Below are 16,758 nucleotides of genomic sequence, written 5' to 3'. Positions count from 1 at the left end.
GATTTAGTCTCCTCGAATCCCCGAAGGCGAGCCGCCGGGCGTAGGCCCCCGCAGCCTCGCCAGAGATCGTCGGATAGAGGATCGCTGATCTCCCGCCGAGCCCCCTTATGTTCTAGCAGGTTGATTCTGACGTGGGGCATCAGGGACCAAAAAATCAAATAACATTGGTGGCCAATAAATGGTTGATCTGAAATGAAGATAAAGGCATTGATCACAGGTCCGATGGTGCAGGGGGTGGGCTACCGGATATTCCTGATGCACCAGGCCATCATCGAGGGGATAGAGCGGTTTTCTGCCCTGAACGTATCAGATAACGCTGTGGTCGTCCTGGCCGAGGCCGAAGAGGATAAGATATCAAACCTCAAAGAGTTTCTCTTAACCCATCGTCCAGAGCATGCTCAGGTCTCGGAGGTCAGGATCGAGGATTTCAAGGGGTTGGTGATGACCCTTCAGGAGGCTACGGCCTTGAGCACAGTGGAGCAGATGGATAAAGCGATCCCCATCCTCATCAGCATGAACGAAAGGATGGGGAGGATGGACGAGAAGATGGATAGAATGCTCGAAAAACAGGATGAAACCGTCGACCAGGTGCGCGGACTTAGAGAGGACCTGGGCACCATCCACGCCGGGCGGATGGAGAGGATGGAAAGGGATATCGCCGAGATAAAGGCGAAGATAGGCCTCTGATGAAGCGAGGCGAAATGAGCCAGCCCTCCTGGCGGATCTGTTTTATCTATTCTTGAAACGCGAAGGCTTTCGCGTCTAAGCCCCGACCTCAACCTTGCATCTCGTCCTCGATCCCCATGATGAGCGCTGTCAAAAACGAAGAAGGACGGCGTAAACGGGATTTCATCTCCTAGAATCCCCGAACGCGAGCCGCCGGGCATACTCCGCCCGCTCCCGGTAGGCCCGACCATCCGAGATTAAATTCTCCAGTTTATATAAATCCACCGGGCGGAGGACCACCCGGCCCCTCCCCCCGCCGCCGACCGGATCCCTCACCTCGACCTCCGCCTCCTCCGCCCCGGGGGCGGTCGTCGGATAGAGGATCGCAGCCCTTCCCCCCGCGCCCCGCCCTCCGATGAGGGCATAGATGGCGAGCTGGTATAGCATCTCCCGGGGGAGGGGGTTTTCCCATAAATCCCGGTACTTGGCGTCGAGGATGGAGACGACCTCCGGCCCCCTCAGGATCGCGTAGTCCGGGCGGGGGTCTGGAGCCCGCCGATTTCTCGGGTTCTTCCCGGGGACGTAGGATATCATGCCGCTGAGGCGGCATTCGTCCACGACGGTGTAGCCCGGCAGGTTCTCCCGGAGAAACCGGGAAAGAAGCGCCTGGAAGAACCGGTTCATGTCGAAGAGGAAGCCGGGGAGGTTAGAGCCCTTCGAAATATCTCCTTATCTTCTGGGCCATGAGCCTGCGTCTTTCGGTTAGAAACTCCGGATAATCCTCGACCGTCATATTCTCCACGCCTTCAGGAATACAGTTCATGCAAAAGTTTTCTTTGAGTTCGTCCATATCGGTAATGTTGCCATAAAGCTTCGGGCCTTCGCAACACTGTTCTAAAAGCTGATTAAAATAAATTCTGGGCTCTTTATTTCCGATGGCAATGTTGATCTCGCTTTGAGCCACTACATAGTTGGCAATCTGGTTGTAATGTCCTGGAGCTAGACCACTCTTTTTAAGATAGTCTCTAGGAAAGAGATGGTGAACATCGGACTTAACTTCTATCAGCTCCCGGACGGTGATGTCTTTAGACAGAAATCCTAGATCATTTGCCTTTATCTGTGCTGCCTGGTATAGGCGGAAGAAGGGACTAGATGCGACCGATGTATTGAGATTCTGAGGCAGTGCTGATTCCCAAAAGGCATCCGATAGCGCTCCACTTATTTGACCGTTAGCATATGCCTTAATACCTTGATCATGAATCTGTCGGATGTCGTAGTCGAAGGTTGATTCTGGTGAATACGAGTATCGCCCTGTAAGAACAGACATTACGAACCATCGCCTAACATAACGCTCAATATCGGCAGGTGGTATGCCTTGATCCCGGAGCGTCAAGTATAGGATATAAGCGAAGTTAAGCGAGTTTTGAGAGCGGATCATGGAAGAGTCCACAAAGCCCGCAGAGCGAATGATAATGATGAGGTTCTTAAAGTTGGTCTCATTCATGAATCGAAGAATGCCTTTTTTAAGCCGGTTAAAAGAATCCTCAACGATAACCTCTTCGTACTGTCTTGTCTCGAAGTTTCGGCCCGACAGGAGAGCGACTAGGTCCTCCAGACGACCTCGCTGGAACTCCGATGTGAAAGCAACCCTGAGCATATCGGTATACGATGGATCGTATATGTCCTCTTTTTCATTTCGAAGCCACCCCATATGCTGGAAGAATTCGCTCTCTGTGAACTTCTTATCGTTTTGCATATCATTAAAGAATTCAGGAGCTACTGCGAGGTGACAGAAGTAGTCGATAGCCTTCCTTAAGGTATTGCCTCGGTAGGATTCATTGACGGCGATCTTTGACATTGCAAAGTCAGCCTGGCTCAGAGGCACGCCCTCAGAGTTGACACGAATGAATATCTCAGTAACAGTTTCAATATCAAAATCCGAGTCAAGTTCGATCAGGCCGATCTGGTTGCTGGTAACGCCCTTCATGCGCTCGATGCTCCGAAAAATTTCGTCTCTGGTTGCCCCGGGATTTTTATCGCAGTAAGCCGTCACCAAATCGAATATACTCGTTTTTGGGTCGAAAACCACAGAAATATCAGGAATCCAAGAGAAATCCTTCTCGATAGACGCGTTTAACACTTCGAACTGCTCTTTCATCGGATGAAATGCTATTCGTATTTTGATTCGTTTGTAATTTTTGTCAACAACGTCCAGTCCAAGGACAGCTGCCATAAGAGCTATAACGCGCTGTTGGCCGTCGATAAGGATATGCTTACCGGAAGATGTGGATCCATCTTTCAGTTTAACATTTGGATTACGCCATGTGATCAGATACCCGACTGGATAACCCTGGTATAAAGAATCGAGTAAGTTGCGTACTTTGACTGCACTCCAGACAAAAGGTCGCTGGATTTCTGGTATGGCCATCTCGCCAGATTTGACCCGTGTAAGAAGTGTCTCTATGGGAGGCTGTGTAACGGAATAATGTTGGGTTGGCATGGTAAATTGCCCTTCGCCTGCCAACGAAAAAATCTTTCGCTTCCCCAACGGTTTCAGGGACAAATCTTGGTTGGCCGAGAGACCCCCTACCCCACGATCCTCGCCACCCGCCCCACCTGGCCGTCGGCGAGCCGGACCTTGATCCCGTGGGGGTGGAAGGAGGAGTTGGTGAGGATCTCCTTCACCACCCCTTCGGTCAGCTTCCCGGTCTTCTGGTCGCGCTTGAGGATGATCTCGACCTTCATCCCCGGCTTTATGTCCTTTCGGTTCTTGCCGTCCATGCTCCTTCTGCTCCCTATCGCCTCGGCTTCGGTCCCGCTCCGCTTCGGCTCCGTCCCGGCCCGCGCCTCCAGGCTCACTCGATCTCCAGGAGGAGGAGGTCGAAGACGAGGGTCTTTCCCGCCAGGGGGTGGTTGGCGTCGAAGGTGACCGCCTCTTCGGTGACCTCGGAGACGGTGAGCTCAAACCTCTGGTCGCCCTTGGAGAACTCGATCCTCTGGCCGACCGCCGGGTCGAGGTCCGGCGGAAGCTCCTGCCGGGCGATTCTGACCAGAAGCTCTTCCTTTCGAGGGCCGTACCCCTTCTCCGGGGCGATGGTGACGGTCTTCGCCTCCCCGAGCTTCATCCCCACCACCGCCTCCTCGAAGCCCGGGATCACCGTACCCCGCCCGACGGTGAACTTCAGCGCGCCGTGGGTCTCAGAGCTGTCGAAGACCGTCCCGTCCTCGAAGCTCCCCTTGTAGTGGAGGCTCACCGAGTCCCCCTCCTTTGCCTGCCTCATCCTCTCATCTCCTCCATCTCCTCCATCTCCTGCTTCTCCTGCGTCTCCTGCTTCTCCTGTTTCTCCTGTTTCTCCTGCGTCTCCTCCGTCCCCTCATCCTTGCCGTCTCTTCTGCTCCCCAGGATCTCCACCATCTCGACCTCGAAGAGGAGGGGCTTGCCCGCCAGGGGGTGGTTTGCGTCCAGGAAGACGGAGGACTCCGTCACCTCAGAGACCGCCACCTGGAGCATCCTCTCCCGGGACCCGCCGATCTGGAGGATCTGCCCCACCTCCGGCTCAAACTCCTGCGGGATGCACCTCCTCTCCACCTCCATCACCATCTCCTGGCGGCGGGGGCCGTACGCCTCCTCGGGGGGGATCTTCACCCTCTTCCTCTCGCCGGGGCTCATCCCCACCACTGCCGCCTCAAACCCCGGGATCACCATCCCGTCGCCGATGGTGAACTCCAGGGGCTCCTTTCCGGCGGAGGAGTCGAAGACCGTCCCGTCCTCGAGCCTCCCGGCGTAATGGACGCGGACGGCGTCCCCGGCCTTTGCCCTCTCCATCTCGAAGTCTCCTGGAGGATGGTTTCAGATCCTATAGATATGTAGATGGCGGTTTATCCTAGAAATCGGGGATAGCCCCCGGGCGATGGCGGCGCCGGGGGGGAGGGGAGCGGGCCGCCTCCGATGGAACGGGATGGAATGGGGTGGAACGGGAATGGAATGTGGAACGGGAATGGAATGTGGAACGGGAATGGAATGTGGAACGGGAATGGAATGTGGAACGGGAATGGAATGTGGAACGGGAATGGAATGTGGAACGGGAATGGAATGTGGAATGGGATGGAATGTGGAACGGGATGGAAAGGGATGAATCTGGAATGTAATGGAACGGGATGGAATGTGGAATGGGATGGAACGATTTGAGGCCGAGATGGGAAGGGCGAAATGGGATAAAATGGGTGGAATGAGGTGGAATGATTTTGAGGTAGGAATGGTTTAGGGCGGGCCGCCTCAGGCGGCGTCGGCGGCGTAGTAGTAGTACTCCCCCGACTCCCTCTGGGACCGGTCTAGCCTCGAGCCGGGCTTGTTCACCCGGGGGCGGCGGGTGTCCTCGTCCCTCCTGAAGGTGATCCCTATGCCCTTCAAAAACCGGTTCATCCCCGCCCTCATCTCGACGGGGGGGTGGGCGACGCCCGTCTTCCCTGCCTCCCCCTCGAAGACCATCAGCTTCTCGGAGAGGAGGTCGATGAGGTATATGTCGTGGTCGACGACCAGGACAGACCGCTCGGCGCTCTCGGCAAACCGCCTCATCACCTTCGCCGCCATCATCCTCTGCTCAACGTCGAGGTGGGCCGACGGCTCATCCAGCAGGTACAGATCCGCCTCCCGGCTGAGGCATCCGACGATGGCGACCCGCTGAAGCTCCCCGCCGGAGAGCTCGTCCATCGGCTGCTCCAGGAGCTTCTCGATCCCCAAAGGCTTGACGAACTCCGACTGGTACCGGCTCGAGTCGAACTCCTTCGATATCCTTCGAAGGAACCCCTCGACGGCCAGGTCCGCCTCCGCCTTCAGGTACTGGGGCTTGTAGGAGACCTTCAGCTTGAGGTCGAGGGCGCCGGTCGTCGGGACCTCCGCCCCCGCCAGGATCTTGATGTAGGTGGTCTTTCCGATACCGTTCGGCCCCAGGATCCCGACGACCTCCCCCCTCCTGATCTCGCCCCGCTCCGCCTCCAGGACGAACGAAGAGTACTTTTTGGTGAAGGAGCCGTAACCTGCGAGGAGGGGGACGTCCTTCTCGGCCCGGGGGGCGTGGACCTCGAAGACGATCGGCTCCGACCGGATCCGGATGTTCTCCTCGGGGAGGTACCCCTTTATGTACTGGTTGATCCCGACCCTCACCCCCTTCGGCCGGGTTATGACGCCGTAGGCCCCCGGCGTCCCGTAGACGATGTGAACGTTCTCGGCCAGAAGGTCCAACAGGCCCAGGTCGTGCTCCACCACCATCACCGCCTTCGTCTCCGCCAGATCCCCGATGGCCCGGGCGGCGTTGATCCTCTGGTATATGTCCAGGTACGGGCTGATCTCGTCGAAGAAGTAGACGTCAGCGTCCCGGGCGGCGCATGCGACGATGGCGACCCGCTGAAGCTCCCCGCCGGATAGCCCCGAGATCTCCCGGTCCATCAGCGACAACAGGTTCATCCTCTCCGCCAGATCCGATAGGGCGCCCCGCTCGTCGGTCCTCTCCAGGAGGGCCCGGACCGTCCCGGTGAAGCTCTTGGGTATCCTGTCGACGTACTGGGGCTTGTAGGCGGTCTTCACCCCCTTCTCCACGACCCTTCGGAGGTAGTCGCCGAGGGCCGAGCCGGAGGTGAGGTGGAGGACCTCCTCCCAGGAAGCGCCCCTCCCCAGGTTCGGGGCGAGGAGCCCCGAGAGGATGGCGACGGCGGTGCTCTTGCCGATCCCGTTCGGCCCGAGGAGACCCGTCACCTTCCCGACGGCGGGGACGGGGAGGCCGTATAGGGCGAAGCCGTTCTTGCCGTAACGGTGGGTGGGGTTCTCCAGCTCGTCGGGGAGGTTTATGATCGAGATCGCCCCGAAGGGGCACTTCCGGACGCAGATCCCGCAGCCGACGCAGAGGTTCTCGGTGATCACCGGCTTTCCGTCGGGGAAGGTGACCGTCTCGTCGCCGGTCCTCACCGGCGGGCAGAAGTACTCGCACTCCCGGATGCACTTCCTCGGCTGACACCGGTCCCGATTGATTACAGCGATCCTCATCCGTCCCACCGGCCTAGTTCAGAAGGAGGGTCCAGGAGACGAGCCATAGGTCTACGGCTATGAACTCGACGTAGAACCAGTCCTTGGCCTTGAACTCATCGACGTTTATCTTCATGAAGGGGTATGTGAACCTCTGGATGTAGTAGCTTATGGCGATGACCAGGGTCATGACGAAGTACCAGGGGTAGGTCATCCCCACCGCCCCCTCCTCGGGGACGCCGGTCCCAAAGAGCTCGAGGCTCGCGAACCCGAAGATGACCCCCAGGACCGCCGGGTAGAGGGTCATGACTATCCCGTCGGACCGGGACTTCCTCCGATCCGGCTTCCCCTTCTCGGGAAGGTTGGTCGTCTTATCAGCACCTTCTGCCTCGTCTGAAGCTCCTCTCTGACCGCTCTTGGACTTCTTCCTCTTCTTCGCCATGGCATCCTCCCTCCCCTGGGCAGCATCATATCATAATAGCGTTTTGGTCTGAAGGACGGTCCCTTCCTGTCGATACCGCCTCCAACCCCCCACCGAGGCAAAGTCCAAGTAGTATGGGGTCAAAAAGTTCCGGGATGTCACCTTTCATCGTCGCAGACTCGTCGGTCTTCATATACGGGAAGGACCTCGATGGAGAGGTGATCACCGTCCCAGGGGTCGAGGGGGAGCTGAAGGACCTCCGGTCCCGGATGCGGCTGAAGATATCGGGGGCTAGGATCGAGCCCCCCACCGCTGAGGCGCTGGAGAAGGCGAGGGCGGCCGCCGATATGACCGGGGACTCCGCTGTCCTCTCCGAGGTCGACCTGGAGATTCTGGCGAAAGCCCTGGAGCTCTCCGCCCGGCTGGCGACCGACGACTACGCCCTTCAGAACGCCGCCCTCCACCTGGGCCTCCAGGTCGAGCCGATCGCCATGCCCCGGATCCGGAGGATCGCGAAGCGGACCTGTAGGTGCCCGGGGTGCGGCAGGCCGTTAGAGGGCGAAGAGTGCCCCGTCTGCGGCACCCCGGCGAAGAAGAGACGAGGGGGTAAATTATGAAAAATATAGACAGTCTGATAGAGAAGACCGCCGAGCTGAAGGCGGAGGGATTGGTGGAGGGACAGATCGCCGAGGAGCTGAACGTATCCCGGGAGACGGTCACCTGGCTCCTCACCCACGGCGAGAAGAGGTCGGGGGTCCAGGGACCAAAGGACGTCTCCGTCGACTGGAGCGCCATCGGCAGGAGCTCCGTAAGGCTCCGGCACGTCTCCCAGGCCCTGACCGACATGATCCTCGACAGCCTGGAATGCTCCGACTCCGACGTCGACGTCGTCGTCGGGATCGCCCTCAGCGGCGTCCCCCTCGCCAGCATGGTCGCCGAGGAGCTGGGGGTGGAGCTCGCCGTCTACACCCCCACCAAGCAGAGATGGTCTCAGGAGACGGGGGAGACGGAGCTATCGGGGACCTTCAGCTCCAACTTCGCCGACGTCGTCGACGCCGAGTGCGTCATCGTCGATGACGTCATCACCTCCGGGAGGACCCTGGAGGAGGCGGTGGAGGAGCTGAACGACCACGGCGCCTCCACCAACGCCATCGGAGTCCTCCTCGACAAGAAGGGGGTCGACGAGATCGTGGGGGTCCCCGTCTCATCCCTCCTCCAGATCATCAGGGTGAACTGAAAGGTTCAGGCCCGGCGAAGGCCGGGCCTGGGCCCGATCTTTAAAAAAATGATGCTCCTAAAAATTTATATGCATATCCGACCTATTACAACCAGGAGGATTATCATGAGTCTGAGAATTTCCCATATCGCCCTGATGGCAGCCATGCTGCTGATCTTCGCCCTGGCCCTGCCCGCTGCTGCTGAGGCAGGAAGATCCCCCCAGGCTTCAACCTTCGGCGCCGTCGCCTACCGCGCCCTCGACCCGATCGATCTCAGCAGAGAGGCGAAGCCCCTCTACCAGGTCGACGCCTACTTCCGGATTAAGGACCTTCGGGAGATCGCCGCCCGCGATAAGGGGACCTTCATCGTCCCGTCGGAGACGGGCCTGGAGCCTAACGTCCTCACCAGAGAGGCGAAGCCCCTATACGACGTCGCATCCTACTTCAGGATAAAGGAGGTCCAGGAGATCGCCGCCCGGAGGAAGGGGGCCTTCGCCGTCCCGTCGGAGGTCGGCCAGGCCCCGAGAGAGCTCGGCAGAGATCCAAAGCCGCTCTACCAGGTGGACGCCTACTTCCGGCTCAAGGACCTTCGGGAGATCGGCTCCCAGGAGAAGGCGGGCGTTCTCATCCCCTCGAAGGTCAGGGCCTGAGGGAGAAGACCAAAAACCGTATTCTGAGGCGGCGATCTGCCAGCCTCAGAGATATTTCTGAATTTTGTTTGAGAGGGTGTTCTTGGGGTAGGCCCCCACCATCTGGTCGATGAGCTTTCCGTCCTTGAATACGAGCAACGTCGGTATCGCCATGATCCCGTACTTGGTGGAGGTCTTCATGTTCTCATCGACGTTCAGCTTCCCGAAGACGACCTTTCCGGCCATCTCCTTCGCTAGGTCGTCGATCACCGGGCCGACCATCCTGCAGGGTCCGCACCACTCCGCCCAGCAGTCCACGATGACGAGAGGATATCTGCCGATCACTTCGTCGACGGTCCCGTCCGTCACCTTCAGGGGGCTGTTGGGATAGTCCACCTTTGGTTCGTTTGCCATCTTCTTCATCTCCTCGAGCTTCTTTCTCCGTATCCTTTCAAGCTCCTCGTCCAAGGTCACACCTCTCTTTTGCCTCCAGGATCAGAGCCCTGAAGTGCGCGAGGTCCACGGGCATCTTCTCGTAGGGGCAGAGGGTGAAATCGAGAAATTCTATCAGCCCTTCCTCGTAATCCTGAGCGTTGCCGAGGGTATCGAGGAATATCGCCCCCTTGAAGGGGGCGAGCTGGAAGCGAGCCTCCTCCCGGCTCCAGCTCATCCGCTCGAACATATCCCTCCAGCCCTTGACCCACCCCGGCGATAGGTAAAAGTAAAGCCCCCTTTTTGCGATCTCCTCGACCTTCTTTCTGGTGATCAGGGCGTCGATGCAGTTCTGGCACCGCAGGAGGACGGCGTTGTAGGGGGCCAGGATCTCGGCGATCCTAGGGTGGCACTCGCCGAAGGCGACGACGATCCCATCGAAGCCTCGGCAATCCTCCAGCTCCCTCTTCAGGGCCTCGGCGAGGCCGTCGAAGTCGACGTGGAGCCCCGCCTCCAGGTACCGGATCCTCGCGGGGAAGCCGAGGTCGTCGGCTATCTCCTCGATCTCATCCTTGAAGACGCCGCAGGCGATGATTGCGTACATGGACAACCTTAAGGTCGTCGGGATGTTATATATCGCTTATCCGAAGGGAGGGCTACAGGAACGGGAGCTTCGTCCCAAGGCCCCTCGCCAGGGCCCTGCTATAGACCCCCATGGCCGTCGCCACGTCCTGGATGGCAAGCCCCGTAGAGTCGAAGACCGTCACCTCCTCCTCCCTAACCCGGCCCGGGACCTTCCCCGCCACCACCTCGCCGATGGTGGCGTATATCTCCCCGGGGGCGAGGAGCCCCTCCGCCAGGGGGACGTTCACCTCCCCGGAGTGGGAGGCTTGGACGATGTCGTCGACGACCACCTTCGACCTCTTGAGGATCGCGGGGTCCAGCTCCTCTTTTCCGGCGGCGTCGGCGCCGATGGCGTTGATGTGGGTCCCGCGGGAGATCCACTCCTCCCTCACCAGGGGCCTCCGCGATGGGGTGGTGGTGACGAGGATATCGGCGTCGCAGACGTCCCTGATATCCGAGGAGATGACGTACTCGGCCGCCAGGAACCTCTCCGCCCAGCCTGCCAGGGACCTGGACCTCTCGATAGATATGTCGGCGACGAGGACCGTCTCTATCTCGAAGGTCTCCGCGAGCCCCAAGAGCTGGGTCCTCGCCTGGGCTCCGGCGCCGAGGAGCCCCACCCTCCGGGACCCCTCCCTTGCGAGGTATCTCGCGGCGACGGCCCCCGCCGCCCCCGTCCTCATCTCGGTGAGGTGGGTTCCTCCCATGACGGCGATGGGAGCTCCGGTCTTCGGGGAGTGGAGGACGACCAACGCCATCACCGTGGGTATGCCTCTGGCGGGGTTCTCCGGATGGACGTTCACCACCTTGACGCCGGTGGCGTCCATCCCCTCCAGGTACGCGGGCATCGTCCTGAGGTCGCCCTGGTACTTGGTGTAGTGGAGGTAGGACTTGGGCGGCATCTGGGCCGATCCCAGGCCGTGCTCTCGGAATGCCTCCTCCACCGCGGAAATCGCCTCCGCCATCGTCAGCGACGACTTCACATCTTCCTCAGATAGCCACAAGATCTCCAAGCCTTTATCCTCCTGACCCTTCCGCCCCTCTCTGCTATCCTATCGTCCAGAGATGGAAAAGGCTATCCCCCTGATCGATCGAACCTCCCGGAGATGGAGCGGTACGACGTCGCCGTCATCGGAGCCGGCCCCGCCGGATCGATGGCGGCAAAGAAGGCGGCCGAGGCTGGCGCCAGAGTCGTCATCTTTGAGGAGCACTCCCGGGCGGGCTGGCCGGTCCAGTGCGCGGGGCTCCTCGGGGTGCGGGCGATGGAAGAGGCGGAGCTGGCCGTCGGCCACCGCGCCATCAGGCCCGTCCGGGGGTCGAAGGTCGTATCCCCCGGGGGCGTTCAGCTCACCTTCCGGGCCCCCGAGACGAAGGCCTGGGTCGTCGACCGCAGAATCTTCGACCGGGCGCTCCTGGCGGAGGCGGCGAGATCCGGGGCCGATGTGATGATCGCCTCCCCTGTGACGGGCCTTCTTAGGGGCGGCGGACGAAGCGTCCTCAAAGTCGGCCGCAGCTCTGACCAGAGGAAGGTCGAGGCGAGGGTCGTCGTATCCGCCGAGGGGGTGGGGGCCCGGATCGCGAGGCGGGCGGGGATCGGGCCGCCCCGGGAGGTCCTCTCCTCCGCCCAGGTGGAGGTCCCATTCCAGGTCGAGGACCCGGAGATGGTGGAGGTCTTCCTCGGACGGGACGTCGCACCGGGCTTCTTCGCCTGGGCGATCCCCGCCCCGGAGGGGTTAGCGAGAGTGGGGCTCTCCTGCCGAAATAACGCCTGCCCATATCTGAAACGCCTCCTGAAAAGTCCCCCCATCCGTTCCAGAATCCGAGGAGGCCCCCTCCACCTCGTCGTGGGGGGGCTCCCCCTGGGGCCCCCCGCCTCCACGGTGGCCGATGGCTTCATCGCCGTCGGCGACGCCGCGGGGCAGGTGAAGCCCACCAGCGGCGGCGGGATCTATCCGGGGCTCGTCTCTGCCAAGATCGCCGGGGAGGTGGCCGCCGCCGCGGCCCGCGAGGGGGACTCTTCCGCCGCGAGGCTCTGCGAGTACGAGAGGCGGTGGCGGGCGGCGTTGGGGAGAGAACTCCGCCTCGGGATGATCGTCCACAAAATGAGGGCAGAGATGACCGATGAGGAGCTGGACGATCTCCTCCGCCTTTTGGCGGATCGAGGGGATCTGATAAAGGTGATCGAGGAGGAGGGGGACCTCGACCGGCCGAGCCGGGCGATAAAAAAGGTGGCGCCGCGGATGGGGCTATCGGGCCTTCGGATCGCCCGAAAGGCCCTGGGGCTCTGGCTGGAGGGGGGGCTATAGACCCATCGAGCTTTCCATCGCTCCATCTCCCAGGGAAGCCCTCCGACTGCCCACCATCCTCCCGGACTGCCCTCTGCCGGGATCGCCGATCACCTCATCTCCACCTCGATCCTGCTCGACCCGTCCTCATCCTCGACGACGAGGATCGAGTTGTCGAACTGGCCCTGGACCTCGCCGATGTGGCTGATGGCGAAGATCTGGGGGAAGCGGTCGTCGAGGCTCCTGAGCATGTTGATCATGCTCTCCCGGTGCTCCACGTCCTGGCTTCCGAAGACCTCGTCGAGGATGAGGAAGGAGTAGCCGGGGCCGTTTGATGAGAACCTCATCAGCCGCTCGCTGATGGCTATCCGGACGGAGACGGCGATCATGTCGATCTCGCCGCCGGAGTAGCGGGATATGGGGTAGAACTCCCCCTCGTCCTCGACGAGGATGTTGAACTCCTCGTCGATGCTGATCCTGCCGTACTTTCCCGTCACCTCCTGGAGGATCCTGCCGGCGCTCTCGGCGATCTCCCTCCTCATCCTCACCAGGATCGCGTCCAAAAACCGGTTGACAAGAACCCTCGTCGTCTCGACGACCTGGACCCGCCTCCTCAAGGCGGCCGCCCTCGCCTCCAGCTCCCTCCTCCTGGCAGCCTCGCCCCTGAGCCTTTCGAGGTTCCCCTCGGCGAGGCCGAGGCGGACCATCCCGGCCGACGCCTCCTTCCGGGCCGCCTCCAGCCAGCGGGAGGCCTCCTCCAGGGATGACCTCGCCTCCCGGTACGCCTCCTCGGAGAAGGCGAGGGCGACGATCCCCTCCTCCGCCCGGGCGACCTCTCCCCTGAGCCTCGAAGCCGCCGCCGCCGCCTCTCCCCGGTGGCGGCTCACCTCCCCCTCCGCCGCCAGGGCGAGCCTGATCTCGTTTGCCGCCGTCTCGGCCCCCGCGAGGGACCTCGCCTCCCCAATGAGCCCCTCGTACTCGGCGGGATCGAAGCCGAGGGCCTCCATCTCCCCGTCGACCCCCTTCAGCTCGTCTCGGAGCCGCCGCACCTCGGACCTCAGGCCGTCCGCCGCCGCCTCGACCGCCGGGATCTCCCGGATCCGCTCCGCCAGGGCCGAGAACCTCCGGTGGACCTCCCTCAGGGACCCGATCCTCTCCCGGGCCCGGAGCCTCTCCTCCTCGGAGTAGCCGAGGACTTCCATCTCCTCGGCCAGGGAGGCGACCCTGGCGATGGACGTGGCGAGGGCCTCCCTCGCCACCTCCTCCTCGCTCCTCTTCTTCGGGAGGGCCTCGATCCGGACCGAGAGCTGCTGCTCCTCCTGGACGAGGGGGAGGAGGGAGGAGACCTCGGCCTCCAGGAGCGAGAGCCGATCTGGATCGTAGTCGACGGGGCCGATGGAGCCGATCTCCGCCTCGATCTCCTCCGCCTCCCGGGAGAGCTCCTGCCCCTGGGCGAGGAGGGACCGCCTCTCGGCGAGAAGCCCTCCCCGTTCCGCCTTCAATTCTGCGATCCGGGAGAGCTCCCTTCGGGTCCTCTCCATCGACCGCCTCCCCTCCTCGACCCTGGCGAGGAGGTCGCCCTTCAGACCTTCGAGGGTGGAGATCCTCTCTTTTGCCCCGGAGGCGGCGGCCCTGTACTTCTCCTGGAGGAAGGGCCTCTGCTCCGCGAGGGGCCTCTCGCAGGTGGGGCAGAGGCTCTCCTCCCCCAGGGCCTCGATCCTGGACCTCTGAGCCTCCGCCTCCCGGAGCTCCCGCCTCGCCACCTCCAGGCCGAACTTGAGGCCGACGAGCTCCTCCTCTGCCCCGGCCAGAAGGCGGCCGATCACCTCCCCCTTCTTGACGAGGTCCGCCTCCCTCTCCTCCAGGTCCCCGAGGCGTGTGACCTCCCCCTCGATCCTTTCCACCTCCGCCCTCAGCCGTTCTATCCGAGACCGGACGGCTTGGTCCCTCATCCGGAGGCCGGAGAGGAGCCGGTCCTTCTCCCCCTCCCTCTCCTGCCGGCGGACCATCTCCTGGAGGGTCCTGAAGATCTCCAGGGACGGGGTGATCTCGGCGATCCGGAGCTTCGCCGCCGATAAGCCCCGGATCTCCTCCTCGACCCTGGCGAGGTTCTCCTCCGCCGCCTCCTTCCGGGCCCTCTCCCGCCCGGCGAGGGATGCCAGCTCCTGGAAGCGGTCCCTCTTCGCCTCCATCCCCTCCAGCTCCGAGAGGAGGCGGCGGTACTCCTCCTCCTGGGGCCGGATCGCCTCATGCTCCCGGCTCTCATCCCGGAGCCTCGCGAGCCTCGCCTCGGAATCCGAGAGGAGACGGCCCCGCCCCTCCAGGTCCGCCCCGACCTGAGCCCTCCTTCCGAGGAGGGCCTGGTGGCGCGGCCTCTTCGCCTCCATCCCCTCCAGGCGGAGCCGGAGCTCCCGGAGGCGCGTGAGCTTCGGCTCCAGCTCGAAGAGCCTCCACCTCCCCTCCTCGATCTCGGAGAGCCGCCTATCGTCCGAGGCGATCGCCTCCTCCTTTGAGGCCAGGTCGGCCCGGAGCCGCGCCACCTCCCCGACGAGGGCGTCGCGGGCCCGCCTCCGCTCCGCCTCCCCCTCCAGCTTCTGGCGGCGCCCCTCGAGGGCGGTGGCGATCTCCTCCTCCCGCCCCTTCGCCTCCAGAAGCTCCTCCCTCGCCGAGGCGACGGCCCTCTCCCCCTCCTCGAGGAGAAGGTCGACGTCCCCGATCTCCCCGAGGGCGCCCTCGACCCGGCCGACCTCTCCCTCCGCCTCCCTCAGGTCGGCTCGGATCTCCTCGAGGGCCCCGTCCCGGACCTCGTCGAGCCCCAGGAGGGTGAGGAGGTACTCCCGCTTCTCCGACCCCCGGTCTCTTATCAGGTTGTCCAGGTCCTTCTGCCGGGCGTAGAAGGTCTTCATGAAGTCCGCAAAGCTTATCTGGAGGATCTCGGAGAGGCGGGCGTCCACCTCCCGGGTCCCGGAGGCGACGAGCTCGCCATCGATTCTGAGCCTCGCCTCCGGCGCCATCCCCTTCCCCCTCATCGCCCGCAGGACCGTCATCTCCTTGCCGTCGTGCTGGAGGGAGAGGGTCACCTCCAGATCGTCCCGCTCGGAGGCCCGGGAGTTCTTGATGAAGTCGCGCCTCACCGTCGAGGCCCTGCTCCCGTAGAGGGCCCAGGCTATCGCCTCGACGATGGTGCTCTTCCCCGAGCCGTTGCCGCCGAGGATGCCGGTGAGGCCATCCTGGAACTCGACCCTCACCGCCCCCCGATACTTCTTGAAGTTCTTCATCGACAGGCTATTGAGGCGCATCCAACCTCTCCGTCCTCCTCTTCGCCGAGATCCGGGCGAGAAGTTCAGTGCCGTAGCCGAGGACCTCCTCTCTGATCGCCGGGGGGATGGAGCCTCCGGCCGCCTCCCCCTCGACGAACGTTTCGAACTCCTGGGGCAGATCCTCCGCCCTCACCGGCTCCGTCACCCGGAGGGAGGGCTCGTCGCTGAACTCCGGGATGATCTCGAGGTGGAGGGCCTCGGTCCTCAGCTCGCCGACGATCCGCCGGCTGAGGGACCTGTACGCCTCCCTCGAGAGGTCTGTGAGGCGGAGCCGGACGATCTTCTCCTTTATCCCCCGACGTTGGCAGACGGCGGAGATCCCCTCCTCCACCTCCCGGGAGGAGAGGCCGCCGCAGTCGATCGGGTCGAGGTCGAGCATGTACCTCTCCTGGACGGGGATCTGCTCCACCCTCCCGGATTCGAGGTCTACGAGGAGGATCCCCTTCTCGTCCTTCGCTTCGCTGAACCTGAAGTACTCGACGGAGCCGCTGTACCAGGCGTTCTTAGCCACCCGGGCCTGGCCGTGGTAGTGGCCGAGGGCGATGTAGGTGAGGTCCCCCTTCAGGAAGCTCTCGGCGATCTCGTGCTCCCCGACGGTCCGCAGCCTCCTATCCCAGAGCGCCTCCACCAGGCCGTGCATCACCAGGACGTCCCTTCCTCCCGACATCTCCGCCCTGAGCTCCTGCATCTTTCTAAACTCCTCCATGTAGTCCTCGGGGCTGAGGCAGAAGGGGATGCAGTGGAAGTGGTGGTCTCCTACCTCGAAGCATTCGTGCCGGTAGCGGTGAGCTATCTGGACCCCCTCCATCCCCTCAAAGAGGCTGAAGGGAGAGAGGGAGGCGTAGCTCTTGGGGGCGTCGTGGTTTCCGCTGATGATGACGACCTGGATTCCGGCCTCCACCAGCCGCTCCAGGTTCTGCTGGAAGACGTAGAGGGGCCTGATCCGGGGCCGGACGTGGTGGAAGACGTCGCCGGCGTGGACGACGGCGTCGGGGGATAGGTCGATTATCTTGTCGACGGTCTTAGAAAACCCCTGGTAAACCATCTCTTCTCTCTGGTTTCTCCCCCACCGGTCGACCCGGCCGTAGGCGGAGAAGCCGAGGTGGGAGTCTGCCATGTGGACGATCTTCATGAACTTCCCCCAA

General features: G+C 62.4%; 18 protein-coding genes. 6 read left to right on the top strand and 12 right to left on the bottom strand.

Annotated elements, in window-relative coordinates; translation table 11 throughout:
• Nucleotides 1–192 precede the first annotated feature (192 nt).
• On the top strand, nucleotides 193–687 hold the full coding sequence (locus MHAR_RS12455) for an acylphosphatase (RefSeq protein ID WP_014586723.1): 495 nt from the start codon (nucleotides 193–195) through the stop codon (nucleotides 685–687).
• Between the two features lie 162 nt (nucleotides 688–849).
• Here the strand turns inward: MHAR_RS12455 and MHAR_RS06000 are convergent, their stop codons facing one another.
• From MHAR_RS06000 to MHAR_RS05980, 5 genes are all read right to left on the bottom strand, one after another.
• A complete protein-coding gene (locus MHAR_RS06000; protein WP_014586722.1) occupies nucleotides 850–1,350 on the bottom strand; it encodes a hypothetical protein in 501 nt (166 codons plus the stop codon).
• 22 nt (nucleotides 1,351–1,372) lie between these two features.
• Nucleotides 1,373–3,166: a GmrSD restriction endonuclease domain-containing protein gene (locus tag MHAR_RS05995; protein ID WP_014586721.1), complete on the bottom strand. Its 1,794-nt coding sequence runs from the start codon at nucleotides 3,164–3,166 to the stop codon at nucleotides 1,373–1,375.
• 86 nt (nucleotides 3,167–3,252) lie between these two features.
• Entirely contained in the window at nucleotides 3,253–3,447 is a 195-nt protein-coding gene (locus tag MHAR_RS05990; protein WP_048144868.1) for a YwbE family protein, read from the bottom strand.
• Between the two features lie 74 nt (nucleotides 3,448–3,521).
• Nucleotides 3,522–3,947: an FKBP-type peptidyl-prolyl cis-trans isomerase gene (locus tag MHAR_RS05985; protein ID WP_014586719.1), complete on the bottom strand. Its 426-nt coding sequence runs from the start codon at nucleotides 3,945–3,947 to the stop codon at nucleotides 3,522–3,524.
• Nucleotides 3,944–4,492: an FKBP-type peptidyl-prolyl cis-trans isomerase gene (locus MHAR_RS05980; RefSeq protein ID WP_014586718.1), complete on the bottom strand. Its 549-nt coding sequence runs from the start codon at nucleotides 4,490–4,492 to the stop codon at nucleotides 3,944–3,946. The genes MHAR_RS05985 and MHAR_RS05980 overlap by 4 nt, the downstream gene beginning before the upstream one ends.
• 123 nt (nucleotides 4,493–4,615) lie before the next feature.
• Here MHAR_RS05980 and MHAR_RS13920 point away from each other — a divergent pair, with 123 nt between their 5' ends.
• Nucleotides 4,616–4,855 carry a hypothetical protein gene (locus MHAR_RS13920; RefSeq protein WP_228369620.1) on the top strand — a complete coding sequence of 80 codons (240 nt, stop codon included), beginning with the start codon at nucleotides 4,616–4,618 and terminating at the stop codon, nucleotides 4,853–4,855.
• Nucleotides 4,856–4,942: 87 nt separating this feature from the next.
• On the opposite strand, the gene MHAR_RS05975 is transcribed toward MHAR_RS13920, so the two are convergent.
• A complete protein-coding gene (locus MHAR_RS05975) occupies nucleotides 4,943–6,706 on the bottom strand; it encodes a ribosome biogenesis/translation initiation ATPase RLI (RefSeq protein ID WP_014586717.1) in 1,764 nt (587 codons plus the stop codon).
• Nucleotides 6,707–6,719: 13 nt separating this feature from the next.
• Entirely contained in the window at nucleotides 6,720–7,127 is a 408-nt protein-coding gene (locus tag MHAR_RS05970; RefSeq protein ID WP_014586716.1) for an EMC6-like membrane protein, read from the bottom strand.
• Nucleotides 7,128–7,261: 134 nt separating this feature from the next.
• Here MHAR_RS05970 and MHAR_RS05965 point away from each other — a divergent pair, with 134 nt between their 5' ends.
• The 3 genes from MHAR_RS05965 to MHAR_RS05955 all read left to right on the top strand — a co-directional run bounded on the left by MHAR_RS05965 (nucleotide 7,262) and on the right by MHAR_RS05955 (nucleotide 8,973).
• The gene (locus MHAR_RS05965) at nucleotides 7,262–7,723 is read left to right on the top strand and encodes an NOB1 family endonuclease (protein ID WP_143763307.1); all 462 of its coding nucleotides are present in this window, start codon (nucleotides 7,262–7,264) and stop codon (nucleotides 7,721–7,723) included.
• Nucleotides 7,720–8,343: an orotate phosphoribosyltransferase-like protein gene (locus tag MHAR_RS05960; RefSeq protein ID WP_014586714.1), complete on the top strand. Its 624-nt coding sequence runs from the start codon at nucleotides 7,720–7,722 to the stop codon at nucleotides 8,341–8,343. Before MHAR_RS05965 ends, MHAR_RS05960 begins: the two co-directional genes overlap by 4 nt.
• A 105-nt stretch (nucleotides 8,344–8,448) precedes the next feature.
• Nucleotides 8,449–8,973 (top strand): hypothetical protein, encoded by a 525-nt coding sequence (locus MHAR_RS05955; protein ID WP_014586713.1) that lies wholly within the window; start codon nucleotides 8,449–8,451, stop codon nucleotides 8,971–8,973.
• Between the two features lie 45 nt (nucleotides 8,974–9,018).
• Here MHAR_RS05955 and trxA read toward each other — a convergent pair whose 3' ends face one another.
• From trxA to ala, 3 genes are read right to left on the bottom strand one after another with little or no spacing between them, the layout of a single operon-like run.
• Nucleotides 9,019–9,366: a thioredoxin gene (gene trxA, locus MHAR_RS05950; RefSeq protein ID WP_228369619.1), complete on the bottom strand. Its 348-nt coding sequence runs from the start codon at nucleotides 9,364–9,366 to the stop codon at nucleotides 9,019–9,021.
• A gap of 37 nt (nucleotides 9,367–9,403) precedes the next feature.
• Nucleotides 9,404–9,988 carry a DUF1638 domain-containing protein gene (locus MHAR_RS05945; protein ID WP_014586711.1) on the bottom strand — a complete coding sequence of 195 codons (585 nt, stop codon included), beginning with the start codon at nucleotides 9,986–9,988 and terminating at the stop codon, nucleotides 9,404–9,406.
• A gap of 52 nt (nucleotides 9,989–10,040) precedes the next feature.
• Entirely contained in the window at nucleotides 10,041–11,021 is a 981-nt protein-coding gene (gene ala / locus MHAR_RS05940; RefSeq protein WP_014586710.1) for an alanine dehydrogenase, read from the bottom strand.
• Between the two features lie 93 nt (nucleotides 11,022–11,114).
• Here ala and MHAR_RS05935 point away from each other — a divergent pair, with 93 nt between their 5' ends.
• A complete protein-coding gene (locus MHAR_RS05935; RefSeq protein WP_014586709.1) occupies nucleotides 11,115–12,314 on the top strand; it encodes a geranylgeranyl reductase family protein in 1,200 nt (399 codons plus the stop codon).
• Nucleotides 12,315–12,403: 89 nt separating this feature from the next.
• Here the strand turns inward: MHAR_RS05935 and MHAR_RS05930 are convergent, their stop codons facing one another.
• The gene (locus tag MHAR_RS05930; protein WP_014586708.1) at nucleotides 12,404–15,592 is read right to left on the bottom strand and encodes an AAA family ATPase; all 3,189 of its coding nucleotides are present in this window, start codon (nucleotides 15,590–15,592) and stop codon (nucleotides 12,404–12,406) included.
• Nucleotides 15,579–16,745: a metallophosphoesterase family protein gene (locus tag MHAR_RS05925; protein WP_014586707.1), complete on the bottom strand. Its 1,167-nt coding sequence runs from the start codon at nucleotides 16,743–16,745 to the stop codon at nucleotides 15,579–15,581. The genes MHAR_RS05930 and MHAR_RS05925 overlap by 14 nt, the downstream gene beginning before the upstream one ends.
• Nucleotides 16,746–16,758: the final 13 nt, after the last annotated feature.

This window comes from Methanothrix harundinacea 6Ac (genome assembly GCF_000235565.1).
Taxonomy (GTDB): domain Archaea; phylum Halobacteriota; class Methanosarcinia; order Methanotrichales; family Methanotrichaceae; genus Methanocrinis; species Methanocrinis harundinaceus.
Note: the sequence above shows the minus strand (reverse complement) of the source record. Positions and strands in the feature narration are given on the sequence as shown.

What these genes read in the sequence shown, in the direction of transcription:
- MHAR_RS12455 (WP_014586723.1), top strand. Translation starts at nt 193, where the DNA reads ATGAAGATAAAGGCATTGATCACAGGTCCGATGGTGCAGGGGGTGGGC.
- MHAR_RS06000 (WP_014586722.1), bottom strand. Translation starts at nt 1,350, where the DNA reads ATGAACCGGTTCTTCCAGGCGCTTCTTTCCCGGTTTCTCCGGGAGAAC.
- MHAR_RS05995 (WP_014586721.1), bottom strand. Translation starts at nt 3,166, where the DNA reads ATGCCAACCCAACATTATTCCGTTACACAGCCTCCCATAGAGACACTT.
- MHAR_RS05990 (WP_048144868.1), bottom strand. Translation starts at nt 3,447, where the DNA reads ATGGACGGCAAGAACCGAAAGGACATAAAGCCGGGGATGAAGGTCGAG.
- MHAR_RS05985 (WP_014586719.1), bottom strand. Translation starts at nt 3,947, where the DNA reads ATGAGGCAGGCAAAGGAGGGGGACTCGGTGAGCCTCCACTACAAGGGG.
- MHAR_RS05980 (WP_014586718.1), bottom strand. Translation starts at nt 4,492, where the DNA reads ATGGAGAGGGCAAAGGCCGGGGACGCCGTCCGCGTCCATTACGCCGGG.
- MHAR_RS13920 (WP_228369620.1), top strand. Translation starts at nt 4,616, where the DNA reads ATGGAACGGGATGGAATGGGGTGGAACGGGAATGGAATGTGGAACGGG.
- MHAR_RS05975 (WP_014586717.1), bottom strand. Translation starts at nt 6,706, where the DNA reads ATGAGGATCGCTGTAATCAATCGGGACCGGTGTCAGCCGAGGAAGTGC.
- MHAR_RS05970 (WP_014586716.1), bottom strand. Translation starts at nt 7,127, where the DNA reads ATGGCGAAGAAGAGGAAGAAGTCCAAGAGCGGTCAGAGAGGAGCTTCA.
- MHAR_RS05965 (WP_143763307.1), top strand. Translation starts at nt 7,262, where the DNA reads ATGTCACCTTTCATCGTCGCAGACTCGTCGGTCTTCATATACGGGAAG.
- MHAR_RS05960 (WP_014586714.1), top strand. Translation starts at nt 7,720, where the DNA reads ATGAAAAATATAGACAGTCTGATAGAGAAGACCGCCGAGCTGAAGGCG.
- MHAR_RS05955 (WP_014586713.1), top strand. Translation starts at nt 8,449, where the DNA reads ATGAGTCTGAGAATTTCCCATATCGCCCTGATGGCAGCCATGCTGCTG.
- trxA (WP_228369619.1), bottom strand. Translation starts at nt 9,366, where the DNA reads ATGGCAAACGAACCAAAGGTGGACTATCCCAACAGCCCCCTGAAGGTG.
- MHAR_RS05945 (WP_014586711.1), bottom strand. Translation starts at nt 9,988, where the DNA reads ATGTACGCAATCATCGCCTGCGGCGTCTTCAAGGATGAGATCGAGGAG.
- MHAR_RS05935 (WP_014586709.1), top strand. Translation starts at nt 11,115, where the DNA reads ATGGAGCGGTACGACGTCGCCGTCATCGGAGCCGGCCCCGCCGGATCG.
- MHAR_RS05930 (WP_014586708.1), bottom strand. Translation starts at nt 15,592, where the DNA reads ATGCGCCTCAATAGCCTGTCGATGAAGAACTTCAAGAAGTATCGGGGG.
- MHAR_RS05925 (WP_014586707.1), bottom strand. Translation starts at nt 16,745, where the DNA reads ATGAAGATCGTCCACATGGCAGACTCCCACCTCGGCTTCTCCGCCTAC.